The organism is Jeongeupia naejangsanensis (assembly GCF_016865585.1).
Taxonomy (GTDB): domain Bacteria; phylum Pseudomonadota; class Gammaproteobacteria; order Burkholderiales; family Chitinibacteraceae; genus Jeongeupia; species Jeongeupia naejangsanensis.
The window spans coordinates 68,835-83,999 of the sequence record NZ_JAESND010000010.1 but is presented as its reverse complement, the minus strand read 5'-3'; the positions used below and the strand labels follow the sequence as shown (position 1 = coordinate 83,999).

The window sequence follows — 15,165 nt, the reverse complement described above, 5'->3', positions numbered from 1 at the left end:
GTCCCGGATCATGAATCCAGCTGTGCGGCGAGCGCGCGCAGCTCGTCCGAGTCGCTGGTTTCGCACATGGCCTCGATCAGCGGCGACAGCGCAGCGACGTCGGTACCCAGCACCTGCTGCTTCACCTTCAGCAGCTGTGCCGGCAGCATCGAGAAACGCCGCAGACCGAGTCCGAGCAGCAGGCGGGTCAGCGCCGGATCGCCAGCCATTTCGCCACACATCGACACCGGTTTGCCGACGGCATTGGCGGTATCGATGATCAGCGACAGCAGTTTGACCACGGCCGGATGCAGCGGGTCGTACAGGTGCGAGACGGCATCGTCGTTGCGATCGACCGCGAGCGAATACTGGATCAGGTCGTTGGTGCCGATCGAGATGAAGTCGAGGTGCTTGAGCAGGCCGCGCACCGTCAGCGCGGCGGCCGGCACTTCGATCATGCCGCCGAGTTCGATCGCCTCGTCGAAGGCGATGCCTTCGGCGCGCAGCTGGGCCTTGACCTCTTCGAGGTGGCGGCGCGTCTGCTTGACCTCGGCGATCGTCGAAATCATCGGGATCAGCAGCTTGATCTTGCCGAACGCCGACGCGCGCAGCAACGCGTGCAGCTGCGTGCGGAACATCGACGGCTCGGCCATGCACAGCCGGATGCCGGTCAGGCCGAGCGCCGGGTTCGGTGCATCGGTGTCTTCCTGCCACGTGGCGATCTTGTCCTTGCCGAGGTCGACGGTGCGGATGATCACCGGCATGCCGGCCATGTTCTCCGCGACGGCCTTGTAGGCCTCGAACTGCTCTTCCTCGCCGGGCAGCGCTTCTTCCTTGAGGAAAAGGAACTCGGAGCGGAACAGGCCGACGCCGGTGGCGCCGTTGGCGAGCGCCAGCGTGGTGTCTTCGGGCAGTTCGATATTGGCGAACAGTTCGACCTCGACGCCGTCGCGGGTCACCGGCACGCTGGCGCGGATGTCCTGCAGCGCCGATTGCTTCAGCAGCCATTCCTGCTGACGGGTCCGGTATTCGGCGAGAATCAGCTCGTCCGGGTCGACGATGACGAAACCGTTGACGCCGTCGACGATGACCATCTCGCCTTCGCGGATCAGGCCGCGTGCGTGCTTGAGCGCGAGCACCGACGGCAGGTCGAGACTGCGGGCGAGGATGGCGGTGTGCGAGGTCGGGCCGCCAACGTCGGTGACGAAGGCGACGTAGCTCGTGTCCTTGAACAGCACCATGTCGGCTGGGCTGAGGTCGTGGGCGACCAGAATGCTGTCGCGTGCCTGCGAGACCAGCAGGTGTGCGGCCGGATCGTGGCCGGCCAGCGCCTTGAAAATGCGCTCGGCGACCTGGATCACGTCGGTGCGCCGCTCGCGCAGGTATTCCTCTTCGATCTCGTCGAACTGTGCCAGCAGCGTGTCGAGCTGCTGCTTCAGCGCCCATTCGGCGTTGCAGCGCTGCGTTTCGATCAGCTCGCGCGGCTCTTTCGACAGCGTGTGGTCGTTCAGCAGCATCAGGTGCAGCGACAGGAACGCGCCCAGCTCGGTCGGCGCATTCTCGGGGATGCTGCCCCAGAGCATTTCCAGCTCCTTGCGGGTGATGCGGATCGCGTCGTCGAAGCGGGTCAGTTCGGCGGGCACCTCTGCATCGTCGAGCAGGTACTGGGCGATTTCGATGTCGGTGTGCGACATCAGGTGGGCATGACCGATGGCGATGCCGCCACCGATGCCGATGCCGTGTAGCGTGAGGCTCATGCTCGTCTCCAGCTGCGGCTTATTCGCCTTCGCCGAACTTGTCGGCGATCAGTTCGGTCAGTGCGGACATGGCCTCGACTTCATCGGGCCCGTTGCTGGTTTCCAGCGTCACGGTGCTGCCCTTGGCTGCAGCGAGCATCATCACGCCCATGATCGATTTGGCGTTGACACGGCGGGCATTGCGGGTAATCCAGACTTCGCACTGGAAACGGCTGGCAAGCTGGGTGAGCTTGCTCGACGCGCGGGCGTGCAGCCCGAGCTTGTTGACGATGAGCACGTCCTGAACCGGCATGTTTTTGTAGTCTCCGTAGGGGTCAGTGCGTTTCGGGCAGCATGTAGAGCACGCCTTCCAGCCCGCCGGTGATCGCCTTGCTGACAACGACTTCGAGCGGCTGGTGGCAATAGGTCAGTGCGCGGACCAGCATCGGCAAGTTGACGCCGGCAACGGCCTCGATCCGGCCCGGGGTGATCAGGCGGTTGGCGACGTTGGACGGCGTGCCGCCGTAGATGTCGGTCAGCAGCAGGACGCCCGAACCGTCATCGAGCTGCTCGATGATCTCGCGTGCACGCAGCACGACGGTATCCGGATCGTCGGCCTTGCTGACCGCGAGCTGGGCCAGATTGGGCAGGGGACGCCCCATGATGTGCTGCGCGCAGGCGTACAGGGCGTCGCCGAGCGTCACGTGGGTCACGATGATGATGCCGATCATGCGGAGCTGCTTCCTATCTTGGCGTCAGGCCGGACAATCCGATGTTATAACCCAAATCGACGTCTCGCCGCGATAGGGCGACGCCGATTCAGCGCAGCCGGTACAGGTGCGGCGGCTTGACCAGCCAGGTCAGCCGCGTCTGCAGCTCGGGTGTCACGTAGACGCTGCCGTCGTCGGCGACGATCAGCACGTCGCTGATGCCGAAGCGCTGCGCGTAGTGGCGTGCGGAGGCGATGCCGCCGATGAAGACCGGCTTGGTCGCGACGTCCGAAATCGTGCCGGCGTCGCGCGATGCAGGTGCCAGCACCGTCGCCGCCTGTATCGTCCGCGCCGGCACCCCGGTCCGCGGGTCGATCAGGTGGCTGTAGCGTTTGCCGTCCTTGATGAAATAGCGCTGATAGTCGCCCGACGTACCGATCGCCTCGCCGTCGCGCAAGGCCAGCGTCGCCATGGCCTGCGGCTCGCGCGGGTGCTGCAGGCCGATCGACCACGGTGCATCGCCCTTCTTGCCGAGCGCGAGCACATTGCCGCCGATGTTCAGCAACGCGTTGTAGACGCGGTTCTTGCGCAAATAGGCCGCTTCGCGGTCGAGCGCCCAGCCCTTGGCAAAGCCGCCGAGATCGAGCGCCACGCCGGGATTCCGGCTGGTGACGACGCCGCCATCGTCGAATTCGACGTCGGCGAGCGACGGTTTGCGTTCAAGCAGCAGCGCCAGCGTGACCGGATCGGGCGTGACCGGCGCAAAGGTGTCGCGATGGAAACCCCAGGCGGTGACCAGGCCGCCGATCGCCGGGTTGAACAGCCCGTCCGAACGGGCTTCGTAGTCCTTTGCCTGCTTGAGTAGCGCGATCAGTTCGGCATCGGCTTGGCCGGGCTCGCCACGGCCGAAATGGGCGTTGAGCCGGGTGATTTCCGAGGGCTGCCATGCGTGCAGCTTGGTGTTGAGCCGGTCGAGGTCGGCGAGCACGGCACCGGCGTGCCTGGCCGCCGTATCGTGTGGCAGTCCCCAGATCGAAATCTCGACCCGGGTACCGAACACATAGCCTTCCTGCGTGTAGAGCGGATCTTCGCCGCAGCCGCCGAGCAGCAGCGTCGCTGCCAGCAGGGCCAGCGCGGCGAGGCGGCGCATCAGCCGGCGACCCGCCGTTCGAGTGCGTCGATGAACAGCGCGCCGACGTCGATGCCGCTCTGGTCGCTGATTTCGCGGAAGCAGGTCGGGCTGGTGACGTTGATCTCTGTGACATGCTTGCCGATCACGTCGAGACCGACGAGCAGCAGCCCCTGCGCCGCGAGCTTGGGGCCGAGTGCTTCGGCGATCTCGCGGTCGTGGCCCGAGAGCGGCCGGGCGACGCCGGTGCCGCCGACAGCGAGGTTGCCGCGGGTTTCGCCTTCCTTGGGAATGCGGGCCAGACACCAGTCGACCGGCTTGCCGTCGATCAGCAGGATGCGCTTGTCACCGTCCTTGATCGCCGGCAGGTAGCGCTGCGCCATGATGGTGCGGCGGCCGTTGTCGGTCAGCGTTTCGATGATGCTGCCGATGTTCGGATCCTCGCGGCGCAGCCGGAAGATGCCCATGCCGCCCATGCCGTCGAGCGGCTTGAGGATGATGTCGTGCTGGTCGGCCAGAAACGCGCGCAGGTCGTCGTCGCGCTGGGTGACCAGCGTATCGATGGTGAACTCGGGATGCTTGAGGATCGCGAGCTTTTCGTTGTAGTCGCGCAGCGTCTGGCCGGGGTTGAATACCCGTGCGCCCTGCGTTTCGGCCAGACTCAGCAGGTGCGTGTTGTACAGGTACTGCTGGTCGAACGGCGGATCCTTGCGCATGATCACAGCGTCGAATTCGCTCAGCCGCGCACGCACGGCTTCGCCCGAAACGAACCAGTGCTTGTACTCCTGGGTCGCGGAGAACGTGAACGGCTGTGCGGTGATCTCGACGTGACCGCGACTGACGCGCAGGTCGTCGGCGAGCGCGGTGTGGATTTCGTACCCGCGCCGTGCCGCCTCGCGCAGCATCACATAGGTCGAATCCTTGTGGATCTTGAACCCGGCGAGCGGATCGGCAATGACGAGCAGGCGCATGCTGGTTTCCTTTCAGACGGCGATCGCGACGGCGACTTCGGGAGCCGTGGTTTCCAGTTCGTGGGCGGCGGCAAGCAAGGCCAGCCGCGCGACGACGCCGTAGGCATAGAAGCGGTTGGCGGTGCAGTCGGGCGAGCCGTCGCAATCCGGCGTCGACAGCGCCTGGGCAAACGCCAGTGGCACGAAGTGCGCGCCCGGTGCGTTGAGGTTCTCGTCGATGCCGCGTTCGGTATGCACGCGGTAGAAACCGCCGATGACGAAGCGGTCGAGCATGTAGACCACCGGTTCGGCGATCGCGTCGTCGATCTGCTCGAAGGTCGGCACGCCTTCCTGGACGATGACGTCGTGGACCTGCAGGCCCTCCTTGATCACCGACATCTTGTTGCGCGCCTTGCGGTTCAGGCCCAGCAGCTCTTCGCCCGACTTCACGCTCATGATGCCCATGCCGTAGGTGCCGGCATCGGCCTTGACGATGACGAACGGCGTCTGGTCGATGCCGTGCTCGGCGTACTTGGCGCGGATCTTCGCCAGCATCTCGTCGACGGCCGCAGCCAGCCGGTCCTCGCCTTCACGGGCCTGGAAGTCCAGGCCGCCGACACGGGCGAAGTAGGGATTGATCACCCACGGATCGATGCCGATCAGCCTGGCGAATTCGTCGACGACGCGGTCGTACTCGGCGAAGTGCGCGGTCTTGCGACGGGTGTACCAGCCGGCGTGCAGCGGCGGCAGCAGCGTTTGGGCGATGCCTTGCAGGATGGCCGGTACGCCGGCCGACAGGTCGTTGTTCAGCAGCACGACACACGGGTCGAAATCGGCGAGGCCGATGCGGTCGCCCTTGCGCACCAAGGGCTCGAGCACGATGCCGCTGCCGTTGGCGAGCTCGAACACCGTCGGCTCGGTGATTTCGGGGTTGAGCGTGCCGATGCGCACCTTCAGCCCGGCCTGGCGCAGGATCTTGGCCAGCGCGGCAACGTTCTGCAGGTAGAACTGGTTGCGGGTATGGTTTTCCGGGATCAGCAGCAGGCGCTTGGCGTCTGGGCAGAAGCTCTCGAGCGCGCTCATTGCCGCCTGCACTGCCAGCGGATGGAACTCGGGGTTCAGGTTGTTGAAGCCCCCCGGGTACAGGTTCATGTCGACCGGGGCGAGCTTGTAGCCGGCATTGCGCAGGTCCACCGAGCCGTAGAACGGCGGCGTGTACTCCTGCCACTGGTTGCGGAACCAGTGCTCGATTTCAGACTGCGACTCGAGGATGCGGCGTTCGAGTTCGAGCAAGGGGCCGCTCAGCGCGGTCGTCAGATGGGGGACGCTCATGGCGCAGTCCTGTCTTACGAAGTCAGAGGCCAGCATATGGGGACAATGGTGACGGAATCAACCACCCGCATCGCGACCGGATGCAATGACGGGCGGGAACCGGCGTTCACGGCTGGCGGCTGGTGCCGTTCTGGCGCGTGTAATGCGTGGTGACCGCTTCCATCATTTCGCTGATGCGTTCCGAGGTGGTCGCCACATTCTCAAGATAGACCTTGTCCTTGCCGGGCGGCGCCTTCAGCGCCTGCTCGTAGAAAAACCACTGGTCCTTGGCCAGCGCCAGCAGGCTGGTCGCGCGTGGCGTGTTGCCGGGGGCGTCGGTCAGCTGCTTGAACACCGCGGCGAAACGCGTCCGCGTCACCTCGACCTCCGGCCGGGTCTGGCGACCGAGCTGGCTGAGGAAGTAGAGCTTGGCCATCCGCTGCGACAGCGTGTTTTCCTGCACCGCCAGCGAGACGAGCTTGCCGGTTTCGTTGGGGGCATGACTTTCCAGCGTGCGTGTCGCCCGCAGGATGGTCATCGTCAGCTCCTCGCTGGCCTGGTTGATCCGGTCCGGGTCGCGTTCGGACAACTGGGTCTTCAGTGTCTCCCAGTTGTAGGCGACCGCGTCCAGTGCGCGTTCCAGCGTCGGGTCGTCACTGCCGACCTTCTGCAACTGGCCCAGCAGGCTGTCGAACTGGCGGATGCTCTCCCCGAGTTTGCCGGTGGCGTCGGCAGTGCGTACGCCGAGGCGGATCTGCAGCGAGAGCTTGGCCGTGCGCTGGGCCAGCATTCGCAGCTGCGCAGCATTGTTGATGTCCTGCGTGCGAACGGCGCCGGCCTGTGCGCCAAAGGCGCAACCGGCCAGGATCATCGCCAGACACGCGCCGGCCCGGCGGGCCCGCGATGCGGGCCGCGCTTTTGTCGTCGTCTTGATCATCGCGGTTTACCGTGCCGCGCGAATCTGGTCGAACACGGCGCCGTCGGCAAAATGCGTCGCAACGGCCTGCGGCCAGCTGCCGAACACGTCGCTGACCTTGTACAGCGTCACTTTGGGATACTGCTTGGCGTACTTGGCGGCGGCACGTGCGTCGGTGGGCCGGTAGTAGTTGCGCGCGATGATGTCCTGCGCCGCCGGGGTGTAGAGGAACTTCAGATAGGCTTCCGACACCTTGCGCGTGCCGTGCTTGTCGACGTTGCGGTCGACCCACGCCACCGGCGGTTCGGCGAGGATGTTGTTGCGCGGCGTGACGATCTCGTAATCGTCGGGGCCGAGTTCCTTCAGTGCCAGCAGCGCTTCGTTTTCCCACGCCAGCAACACGTCGCCGAGGCCGCGTTCGACGAAGGTCGTCGTCGAACCGCGTGCGCCCGAATCGAGCACCGGCACGTGCTTGTACAGCTCGGCGACATAGGCCCTGGCTTTCTGCTGCGAGCCACCGGGCTGCTTCAGCGCCCAGGCCCAGGCGGCCAGATAGTTCCAGCGGCCGCTGGCCGAGGTCTTGGGATTGGGCGTGATCACCTGCAGGCCGGGCCGGACCAGATCGCCCCAGTCGTGGATCGCCTTCGGATTGCCCTTGCGGACGAGGAAGGCGACCGTCGAGTAGTACGGCACGCTGGCGAGCGGCAGCCGCTGTTGCCAGTGACCCGGCAGCAGGCGGGTCTTGGTGGCGACGTCGTCGATGTCGGGCGCCAGACCCAGCGTCAGCACGTCGGCTTCGAGGCCGGCGATCACCGCCTGTGACTGCTTGCCCGAGCCGCCGTGGGACTGCTTGATCGTGACGGTTTCGCCGGTGTCCTGCTTCCATTTGGCGGCAAAGGCCTTGTTGATGTCCTGATACAGATCGCGGGTCGGATCATAGGACACGTTCAGCAGCGTCACGTCGGCGTGGGCGGTGCCGAGCAGGGCGGCGAGCAGGCCGGCGGTGATCAGCGTGTGGCGGGGGCGGGTCGGGTGCGGCATGGCAGGCTTCCTGTGCATGTATGTAAACAGCTGCGCAGGGTATGCCCAAATGACATATTCCAAATAATACTTAAATATTTATTACATATAATCAGTTGAAGTTTTTATCTTCAGGTCAGGACGAAGCCGGAGAGGCTTTGCGCAAGCGGCTGCCTGCGGACTTGACGTTTACAGCCAGCCCTTGCGTTTGAAGAACCAGTACGGTGCGATGCCCGAGAGGATCATCAGCGCGATCGCAAACGGGTAACCGAGCTCCCAGTTCAGCTCGGGCATCATCTGGAAGTTCATCCCGTAGGTCGACGCGATCACCGTCGGCGGCAGGAACACCACCGAGGCGATCGAGAAGATCTTGATGATCTTGCTCTGCGCCAGGTTGATCAGCCCCATCACCGCGTCCATCAGGAAGTTGATCTTGTCGAACAGGAAGGCGGTGTGGTTGTTCAGCGATTCGAGGTCGCGCAGGATCTCGCGCAGGTCGGTTTCCTGCTCGTGGTTGAGCGAGCGGCTGCGGAGCAGGAAGGACAGCGAGCGGCGCGTATCCATCAGGTCCAGCCGCACCTTGCCGTTGATGTCTTCCTGCTGGGCGATGTCGGACACCGTCTCGGCCATGCCCTCGTCGTTCAGCGCGTCGCCACCCTTGAGCACGCGGGCGCTGACGCTTTCGAGCTTGGTGTACACGCCTTCGAGCACGTCGGCGTCGTATTCGACCGCGACCGCGTAGATGCCGAGCAGCACGTCCTCGGCGTTCTCGACGAAGCCGGGCTGGACGCGCGCGCGCAGCCGGAACAGCCGGAACACGGCGAGCTCCTCCTGACGCATCGTCAGCAGGCGGCCGCGGTTGAGCAGGAAGGAGACGGTGACGTTCGCCGCACCTTCGCTGTCCTGATGCAGGAAATAGGAGTTGAGGTGCAGGCCGGCGTGGTCGACGTAGCAACGTGCCGATTCCTCGATGTCCTCGAGGTCTTCGTCCTCGGGCAGCTCGTAGCGGAACACCGACTCGACGAGGTCGCGCTCGGCGTCGGTCGGGTCGACGAGGTCGACCCAGAACACTTCGGGACGGGCGAGATCGGCCGCCGATTCGATCGGAATCTGGATCAGGCGGCCTTGCGACAGTACGAAAGCAGACAGCACGAATGATCCTCCGGTTGCATCGACAAGCCGCGCGATTATAAGCGCAGTGCACAAGTCGCGTCGTGGTGATCTGCTACACTCGGCGCGCGGATTTCAGGATGGCTGTCTCATGAGTAACGTAGGCCGAAAGACGAGGGAAAACTTTCAGGAGACACTGCAGCAGATCGAACGATTGCTGCAGCGGCACCGGCTGATCGAAGGCATGGTGCACAAGCAGGCGATGGCCAAGCACGATCTCGTCGAGCAGCTGGTGCACAAGCAGAATCTCGCCGAACTGTCGCTCAGGCTGGAGCGGCTGCATCCGGCCGACATCGCCCAGATCCTTGAAGCACTGCCGCGCCCAGACCGGCTGACCGTGTGGGAGCTGGTGCGCGCCGAGCGCGACGGCGAAATCCTGCTCGAAGTCTCCGACGCGGTGCGCGAATCGCTGCTCGAAGGCATGGACAGCACCGAGATCGTCGCCGCCGCCGGCACGCTCGACGCCGACGACCTGGCCGACCTCGCCCCCGACCTGCCCGAACACGTGCTGTCCGAAGTCATGGGCGCACTCGAACCGGCCGAACGCGCGCAGGTGCAGAGCGCGCTGTCGTACCGCGACGATGAAGTCGGTTCGGTGATGGACTTCGACATGGTGACGATCCGCGCCGACGTCCGTCTGGCGACGGTGCTGCGTTACCTGCGGCGCTTTGCCGCCTTGCCCGAAAATACCGACAAGCTCTTCGTCGTCGAGCGCGACCGCACGCTGGTCGGCGTGCTGTCGCTGGAAAAGCTGCTGCTGAATCCGCCCCGGCAGCAGGTCGGCGCGGTGATGGCGCGCGAGGTCGTCACCTTCAGCCCGGACAACCGCGTCGACGACGCCGTCAACGCGTTCGACCGCTACGACCTCGTGTCGGCGCCGGTGGTCGATGCCAACCGCCGGGTGATCGCGCGGCTGACCGTCGACGACATGCTCGACGTCGTGCGCGAGGACTCCGAATCGCTGTCGCTCGCCGGCCTCAAGGACGAAGACCTGTTCTCGAGCATCTGGAAGTCGACGCAGAACCGCTGGCCGTGGCTGGCGGTGAACATCTGTACCGCCTTCCTCGCCAGCCGGGTGATCGGTGCATTCGAATCGACCATCGCCCATCTCGTGGCGCTCGCCACGCTGATGCCGATTGTTTCGGGCATCGGCGGCAATACCGGCACGCAGACGATCACGCTGATCATCCGCGGCCTGGCGCTCGGCCACATCACGCCGGGCAATTCGACCCGGCTGATCGTCAAGGAGCTGGGCATCGCGCTGCTCAACGGCGTCGTCTGGGGCAGCGTGCTCGGCCTGATCGCGTTTGCGCTGTACGGCCAGTGGGCGCTCGGCGCGGTGATGATGGCGGCAATGGTGCTCAACCTGCAGGTCGCGGCGCTGGTCGGCATTCTCGTGCCGGTGACGATGCAGAAGCTAGGCCGTGATCCGGCCTACGGTTCGAGCGTGCTGCTGACGGCAATGACCGACAGCATGGGCTTCTTCATTTTTCTCGGTCTGGCGACGCTGTTTCTCACCTGATCGCCGCCGCAGGACGACGTTGCCGGTAATAAGACCGGGAACGCCCGCGCGAAACGCCGGGTCATCCAGAGGATGAGCCGCGATGACCGAGGGAGGAAGCATGGCCGATAGTGCCGTCTGGCAATGGATGCAGACGATCTACCGCAACGACACATGGGTGTACGAGGTGTTTGCCGTCGTCCTCGTCACCGTGTTTGCCAACGCACTGGTCCGGCTTGCGCTGACCCGGCTGACGAGCCGGCTGGCGCAGCGCACGCAGACGTACTGGGACGACGCACTGATCGGTGCCGCGCACCGGCCGCTGGCGTGGCTGGTGTGGGTGCTGGGCCTGTCGGTGGCGGCCGGTCTGGCCGAACCGCATGCGGTGTCCGAAGTGTTCCAGTATGTGCCGCCGTTGCGGGTGCTGGCGGTGATCGTGCTGATCAGCTGGTTCCTGGTCGGCTTCATCGATCGCGCCGCGCGGGCGCTGCTGGCCAGCCGCCCCGGCGCCGATCCGACCACGACGATGGCGGTCAGCCGGCTGCTGCGCGTGTCGGTGCTGGTGACCGCCGCGCTGGTGGCGCTGCAGTCGCTGGGTTTTTCGATCTCCGGCGTGCTGGCGTTCGGCGGCGTCGGCGGGATCGCGGTCGGCTTTGCCGCCAAGGACCTGCTGGCCAATTTCTTCGGCGGCGTGATGATCCATCTGGACCGGCCGTTCGGCGTCGGCGACTGGGTCCGCTCGCCCGACCGCGATATCGAGGGCGTGGTCGAGGAGATCGGCTGGCGGCTGACGACGATCCGCACCTTTGACAAGCGGCCGCTGTACGTGCCCAATTCCGCCTTCACGACCATCAGCGTCGAAAATCCGTCGCGCATGAGCCATCGCCGCATCCGCGAAACGATCGGCCTGCGCTATGACGACATCGACGTGGTACCGGCGCTGCTCGACGACGTGCGCGCGATGCTGATCGCGCATCCGGACATCGACGACAGCCAGATACTGATGGTCAATTTCGATACTTTCGGCGAATCGTCGCTGCAGTTCTTCGTCTACTGTTTCACGCACACGACCAACTGGGTCGAGTTCCATCGCGTCAAGCAGGTGGTGCTGGTCGAAATCATGGCCATCATTGCCCTGCATGGCGCGCGCGTGGCGCAGCCGACACGGCGCCTGCAGCTCGATCCCGCCGCACCGGCCACCCTTGATGACCACACCCCGACAACTGCTTGCTGATGCCCGACTCGATGCCATCGACGCCCGCGTACTGCTGCAGCATGCGCTGCAGGTCGGCCGCGCCTGGCTGATCGGCCACGGCGACGACGTGCTGCCGGCGGAACGGATCGCCGCGTTCGAGGCGCTGGTGGCGCGGCGCCGCAACGGCGAGCCGGTGGCGTATCTGGTCGGCGTGCGCGAATTCTACGGCCGCGATTTTGCCGTCAGCCCGGCCGTGCTGATCCCGCGTCCGGAAACCGAGCTGCTGGTCGAACTGGCGCTCGAACGTGCCGGGCAGGGCGCGCGCGTCGTCGATCTGGGCACCGGCTCGGGCTGCATTCCGGTGACGATCAAGCTTGAACGTCCCGACCTCGACGTCAGCGCCGTCGACATCAGCGACGATGCGCTGGCGGTGGCACGCGGCAACGCAAAGGCGCTCGGTGCGAACGTCGTGCTTTACCTGTCGGACTGGTACGCGACGCTGGCAGGGCAGACCTTCGGCGTCATCGTTTCGAACCCGCCGTACATCGTCGCCGGCGATGCGCATCTGGTGCAGGGCGACCTGCGCTTCGAGCCGCAGGGCGCGCTGACCGATTTTGCCGACGGCCTCACGCACATCCGCAGCATTGTCGAAGGCGCGGGTGATCATCTGGCTCCGGGCGGCTGGTTGCTGTTCGAACACGGCTTCGATCAGGGTCCGGCGAGCCGGGCGCTGCTGGCCGAAGCCGGCTTTGCCGACGTGCAGACATGGACCGATCTGGCTGGGCTCGACCGGGTCAGCGGCGGTCGTCTTGCTTGACCGATGCGCGAGCCAGTACAATTACCCGAGTAAATCAATCGAGTTTTCGAGGCAGCCATGAGCGCACAAGACACCATTCGCCAGACCGTAACCGCTAACCCGGTCGTGCTTTACATGAAGGGCACGCCGCAATTCCCGATGTGCGGCTTCTCCGCCGGTGCGGTGCAGATCCTCAAGAACTGTGGCGTGTCGTTCGCCGCGGTGAACGTGCTCGAAGATCCGGAAGTCCGTCAGGGCATCAAGGAATTCGCCAACTGGCCGACGATTCCGCAGCTCTATATCAAGGGCGAGTTCGTTGGCGGTTCGGACATCATGAAAGAGCTGTTCGCATCGGGCGAACTGCAGAAGATGCTCGAAGGCATCGAGGGCTGAGCGACACGCCGGCCAATAAAAAACCCGCCTTGATGGCGGGTTTTTTCATGCGCGACGGTCACGGGGTCAGCCATTGTCGATCGCCCACGGCTTGCCGGCTTCCTGCTTGTAATCGGTGCCGCGATGCGCGGCGATCCAGTCGGCGGCCGACGCGAGCTGCGTGTCGGTGAGCTTGATCGCCGCATCCTGCAGCACGGGCTTGTGCACCAGTTGCTGGCGTGCGAGCTGCAGCAGGCCGACGGTGAGCAACGTGGCGAAGGCGATGCCGATCAGCGGAGCGAAGGTGGTGCCGAGGTGGCGGAAGGTCGTGTTCATGCGGTGGATGATCGCGCGGTCCGTTGCGAAAATCCCGGCAGTTTGCACACCGGTGCACGGTAAAAAATGACACCGTTGTATCAGCGCGGCAGCCGGTCGCCGAAGTTGACCAGCGCGACGCCGATCACTACCAGCAGCGCGCCGAGCAGCCGCCAGCCGCCGACCTCGCGCAGCGGCATGCCGAGTAGGCCGAAGCGGTCGAACAGCAGCGAGGCGCAGACCTGACCGGCGATGATCAGCGAAATCATCGCCGCCACACCGATGCGCGGGGCGATCAGCGTCGAGCCGAACACGAAGAAGGCGCCGAGCACGCCGCCGCCGAGTTGCCACGCGCTGGCATTGGACAGATTGGCGAGTCCGGCCCAACGCTGGCCGGTGAGCAGCGCGGCCAGACCCAGCGTGATCGTACCGACGCCGAACGACACCAGCGCCGCGAGCACCGTGCTGCCACCGATCAGCAGCCTGACATGATTGTTGACGGCCGCCTGCAGCGGAATGACAAGCCCGATTGCTGTCGCCAGCAGGAAATACATCAGTTGCATGATGACCCTCCTTTCCCATACTTTAATGTGCACCCCGCAACGCGGGCGCCAACGATGTTTATTCCGCTCAGTATGGTTTGGGCCATTTCGATCAGGAGGGCAACAATGTCGGGAAAATACGAACTCAAACTGGCCAAGGACGGCCAGCACATGTTCAACCTCAAGGCCGCCAACGGCCAGGTGATTCTCACCAGCGAACTGTACCGTTCCAAGGCCGCGGCCGAGAACGGCATCGAGTCGGTCAAGACCAACTCGCCGCTCGAAGAGCGTTACGAGCGTCGCGAGAACAAGAACGGCGAGCCGTACTTCATCCTCAAGGCGGCCAACCATCAGGAAATAGGCCGCAGCGAGTATTACAGCAGCAAGGCCGCGATGGAAAACGGCATCGAGTCGGTCAAGAAGAACGGCCCGGATTCGCCGACCGTCGAAGTCTGACCGGACATCCGCCCGAAGAAAAAGCGCCGCATTGCGGCGCTTTTGTTTTACGGCAGGACATCTGCCGCCGTTTGCGTACCGACGGCATCCGGCGGCGGACAGGGATCGCGGAAAGTGAACGCATCCGGTGTCGGACCGAGCCGTTGCAGCAAGGCCAGCTTCCCGGCCGCTTCGGCCAGCGTCGGCACGTGACCGGCGGGAACCCACCACAGCACCATGTAGGCATCAGCCATCCTGGCGAACCACTCGCGCCGGCGCTTGAAGATCTGCGCGTGGTCCGAGCGGTAAACGTAGTCGTGCAGGGCGTCGATGCCGTTCCAGACCGACATGTTGACGATGACGTCGTCGCCGAAGTGGCGGATCGCGGTGGCGTCGCCGCCTTCGTCCTTCAGCCGCCACACGAAGCCCGGCGTCGCTTCGGCCAGCGCGTTGATCCGGTCGAGCGCGTCGACGAAGCCGGCGAGCTGGGGCGAATCGAGCGGGGCCAGCAGCGTGGCGATGTTGAGTTGGGCGAGCTGGTACGTCGACACGGCATCTCCAAATATTTCTTTGTGCATCAGGTTTTCGAAATATATCGGAAATTTTATCCGCCGGCCCTTGCGGCCCGCAACGCGGCAATGTCGATCCTCGTCATCGTCATCAGGGCCTGCATCGCCCGGCCGGCGGCGGCCTGATCGTCGCCGCCGAGTAGCGCTGCGATGTCGCGCGGCACCACCTGCCAGGTGACGCCGAATCGGTCGGTCAGCCAGCCGCATTGCTGGACCTGGCCGCCGTCGCCGAGGGCCGCCCAGTAGCGGTCGATGTCGGTCTGACCATCGCAATGGATGACGAAGGACGTGGCCGGCGAAAAGGTGTACTGCGGGCCGCCGTTGAGCGCGGTGAAGCGCTGGCCGTCGAGCTCGAAGCCGACCGTCAGTGCCGTACCCGTCGGGAAGTGCATGCCTTCGCCGTAACGCAGCGTTTCGGTGATGCGCGAGTCCGGGAAGACCGACACGTAGAACTCGGCCGCAGCCTCGGCGTTGCCGTCGAACCACAGGAAGGGGGTGATCGTGTGCATCGTACGTCTC

General features: G+C 64.9%; 18 protein-coding genes. 5 read left to right on the top strand and 13 right to left on the bottom strand.

All coding sequences use genetic code 11. The features are described 5' to 3' along the window. Positions 1-8 precede the first annotated feature (8 nt). From ptsP to corA, 9 genes are all read right to left on the bottom strand, one after another. Positions 9-1,736 (bottom strand): phosphoenolpyruvate--protein phosphotransferase, encoded by a 1,728-nt coding sequence (gene ptsP, locus JMJ54_RS16530; RefSeq protein WP_203539663.1) that lies wholly within the window; start codon positions 1,734-1,736, stop codon positions 9-11. Positions 1,737-1,755: 19 nt separating this feature from the next. Beyond that, positions 1,756-2,028 carry an HPr family phosphocarrier protein gene (locus tag JMJ54_RS16525; RefSeq protein WP_203539662.1) on the bottom strand — a complete coding sequence of 91 codons (273 nt, stop codon included), beginning with the start codon at positions 2,026-2,028 and terminating at the stop codon, positions 1,756-1,758. 22 nt (positions 2,029-2,050) lie between these two features. Then, positions 2,051-2,446: a PTS sugar transporter subunit IIA gene (locus JMJ54_RS16520; protein ID WP_203539661.1), complete on the bottom strand. Its 396-nt coding sequence runs from the start codon at positions 2,444-2,446 to the stop codon at positions 2,051-2,053. An 88-nt stretch (positions 2,447-2,534) separates the two neighbouring features. Further along, positions 2,535-3,575, bottom strand: coding sequence for an FAD:protein FMN transferase (locus JMJ54_RS16515; RefSeq protein WP_203539660.1), 1,041 nt, complete (start codon positions 3,573-3,575; stop codon positions 2,535-2,537). Continuing rightward, on the bottom strand, positions 3,575-4,525 hold the full coding sequence (gene gshB / locus JMJ54_RS16510) for a glutathione synthase (protein ID WP_189461871.1): 951 nt from the start codon (positions 4,523-4,525) through the stop codon (positions 3,575-3,577). Before gshB ends, JMJ54_RS16515 begins: the two co-directional genes overlap by 1 nt. Positions 4,526-4,537: 12 nt before the next feature. Further along, positions 4,538-5,836: a glutamate--cysteine ligase gene (gene gshA / locus JMJ54_RS16505; RefSeq protein WP_203539659.1), complete on the bottom strand. Its 1,299-nt coding sequence runs from the start codon at positions 5,834-5,836 to the stop codon at positions 4,538-4,540. Positions 5,837-5,942: 106 nt separating this feature from the next. Beyond that, positions 5,943-6,752: a type IV pili methyl-accepting chemotaxis transducer N-terminal domain-containing protein gene (locus tag JMJ54_RS16500; protein ID WP_203539658.1), complete on the bottom strand. Its 810-nt coding sequence runs from the start codon at positions 6,750-6,752 to the stop codon at positions 5,943-5,945. Between the two features lie 6 nt (positions 6,753-6,758). Then, on the bottom strand, positions 6,759-7,772 hold the full coding sequence (locus JMJ54_RS16495; protein ID WP_203539657.1) for a sulfate ABC transporter substrate-binding protein: 1,014 nt from the start codon (positions 7,770-7,772) through the stop codon (positions 6,759-6,761). 168 nt (positions 7,773-7,940) lie between these two features. Further along, positions 7,941-8,903: a magnesium/cobalt transporter CorA gene (gene corA, locus JMJ54_RS16490; protein ID WP_203539656.1), complete on the bottom strand. Its 963-nt coding sequence runs from the start codon at positions 8,901-8,903 to the stop codon at positions 7,941-7,943. Positions 8,904-9,012: 109 nt separating this feature from the next. On the opposite strand from corA, the gene mgtE reads away from it, so the two are divergent. The 4 genes from mgtE to grxD all read left to right on the top strand — a co-directional run bounded on the left by mgtE (position 9,013) and on the right by grxD (position 12,806). Further along, entirely contained in the window at positions 9,013-10,443 is a 1,431-nt protein-coding gene (gene mgtE, locus JMJ54_RS16485; RefSeq protein ID WP_203539655.1) for a magnesium transporter, read from the top strand. Positions 10,444-10,543: 100 nt separating this feature from the next. Then, positions 10,544-11,656 carry a mechanosensitive ion channel family protein gene (locus tag JMJ54_RS16480; protein ID WP_203539654.1) on the top strand — a complete coding sequence of 371 codons (1,113 nt, stop codon included), beginning with the start codon at positions 10,544-10,546 and terminating at the stop codon, positions 11,654-11,656. Continuing rightward, positions 11,628-12,434, top strand: a complete 807-nt coding sequence (gene prmC / locus JMJ54_RS16475) for a peptide chain release factor N(5)-glutamine methyltransferase (protein WP_203539653.1) — start codon at positions 11,628-11,630, stop codon at positions 12,432-12,434. The genes JMJ54_RS16480 and prmC overlap by 29 nt, the downstream gene beginning before the upstream one ends. 57 nt (positions 12,435-12,491) lie before the next feature. After that, on the top strand, positions 12,492-12,806 hold the full coding sequence (gene grxD, locus JMJ54_RS16470; protein WP_203539652.1) for a Grx4 family monothiol glutaredoxin: 315 nt from the start codon (positions 12,492-12,494) through the stop codon (positions 12,804-12,806). 66 nt (positions 12,807-12,872) lie between these two features. Here the strand turns inward: grxD and JMJ54_RS16465 are convergent, their stop codons facing one another. Beyond that, the gene (locus JMJ54_RS16465) at positions 12,873-13,121 is read right to left on the bottom strand and encodes a hypothetical protein (protein WP_203539651.1); all 249 of its coding nucleotides are present in this window, start codon (positions 13,119-13,121) and stop codon (positions 12,873-12,875) included. 80 nt (positions 13,122-13,201) lie between these two features. Further along, on the bottom strand, positions 13,202-13,663 hold the full coding sequence (locus JMJ54_RS16460) for a DMT family transporter (RefSeq protein ID WP_203539650.1): 462 nt from the start codon (positions 13,661-13,663) through the stop codon (positions 13,202-13,204). 105 nt (positions 13,664-13,768) lie between these two features. Here JMJ54_RS16460 and JMJ54_RS16455 point away from each other — a divergent pair, with 105 nt between their 5' ends. Further along, entirely contained in the window at positions 13,769-14,098 is a 330-nt protein-coding gene (locus JMJ54_RS16455; protein WP_203539649.1) for a YegP family protein, read from the top strand. 47 nt (positions 14,099-14,145) lie between these two features. On the opposite strand, the gene JMJ54_RS16450 is transcribed toward JMJ54_RS16455, so the two are convergent. After that, positions 14,146-14,628: a DUF3291 domain-containing protein gene (locus JMJ54_RS16450; RefSeq protein WP_203539648.1), complete on the bottom strand. Its 483-nt coding sequence runs from the start codon at positions 14,626-14,628 to the stop codon at positions 14,146-14,148. A 53-nt stretch (positions 14,629-14,681) separates the two neighbouring features. Then, on the bottom strand, positions 14,682-15,155 hold the full coding sequence (locus tag JMJ54_RS16445; RefSeq protein ID WP_203539647.1) for a VOC family protein: 474 nt from the start codon (positions 15,153-15,155) through the stop codon (positions 14,682-14,684). Positions 15,156-15,165: the final 10 nt, after the last annotated feature.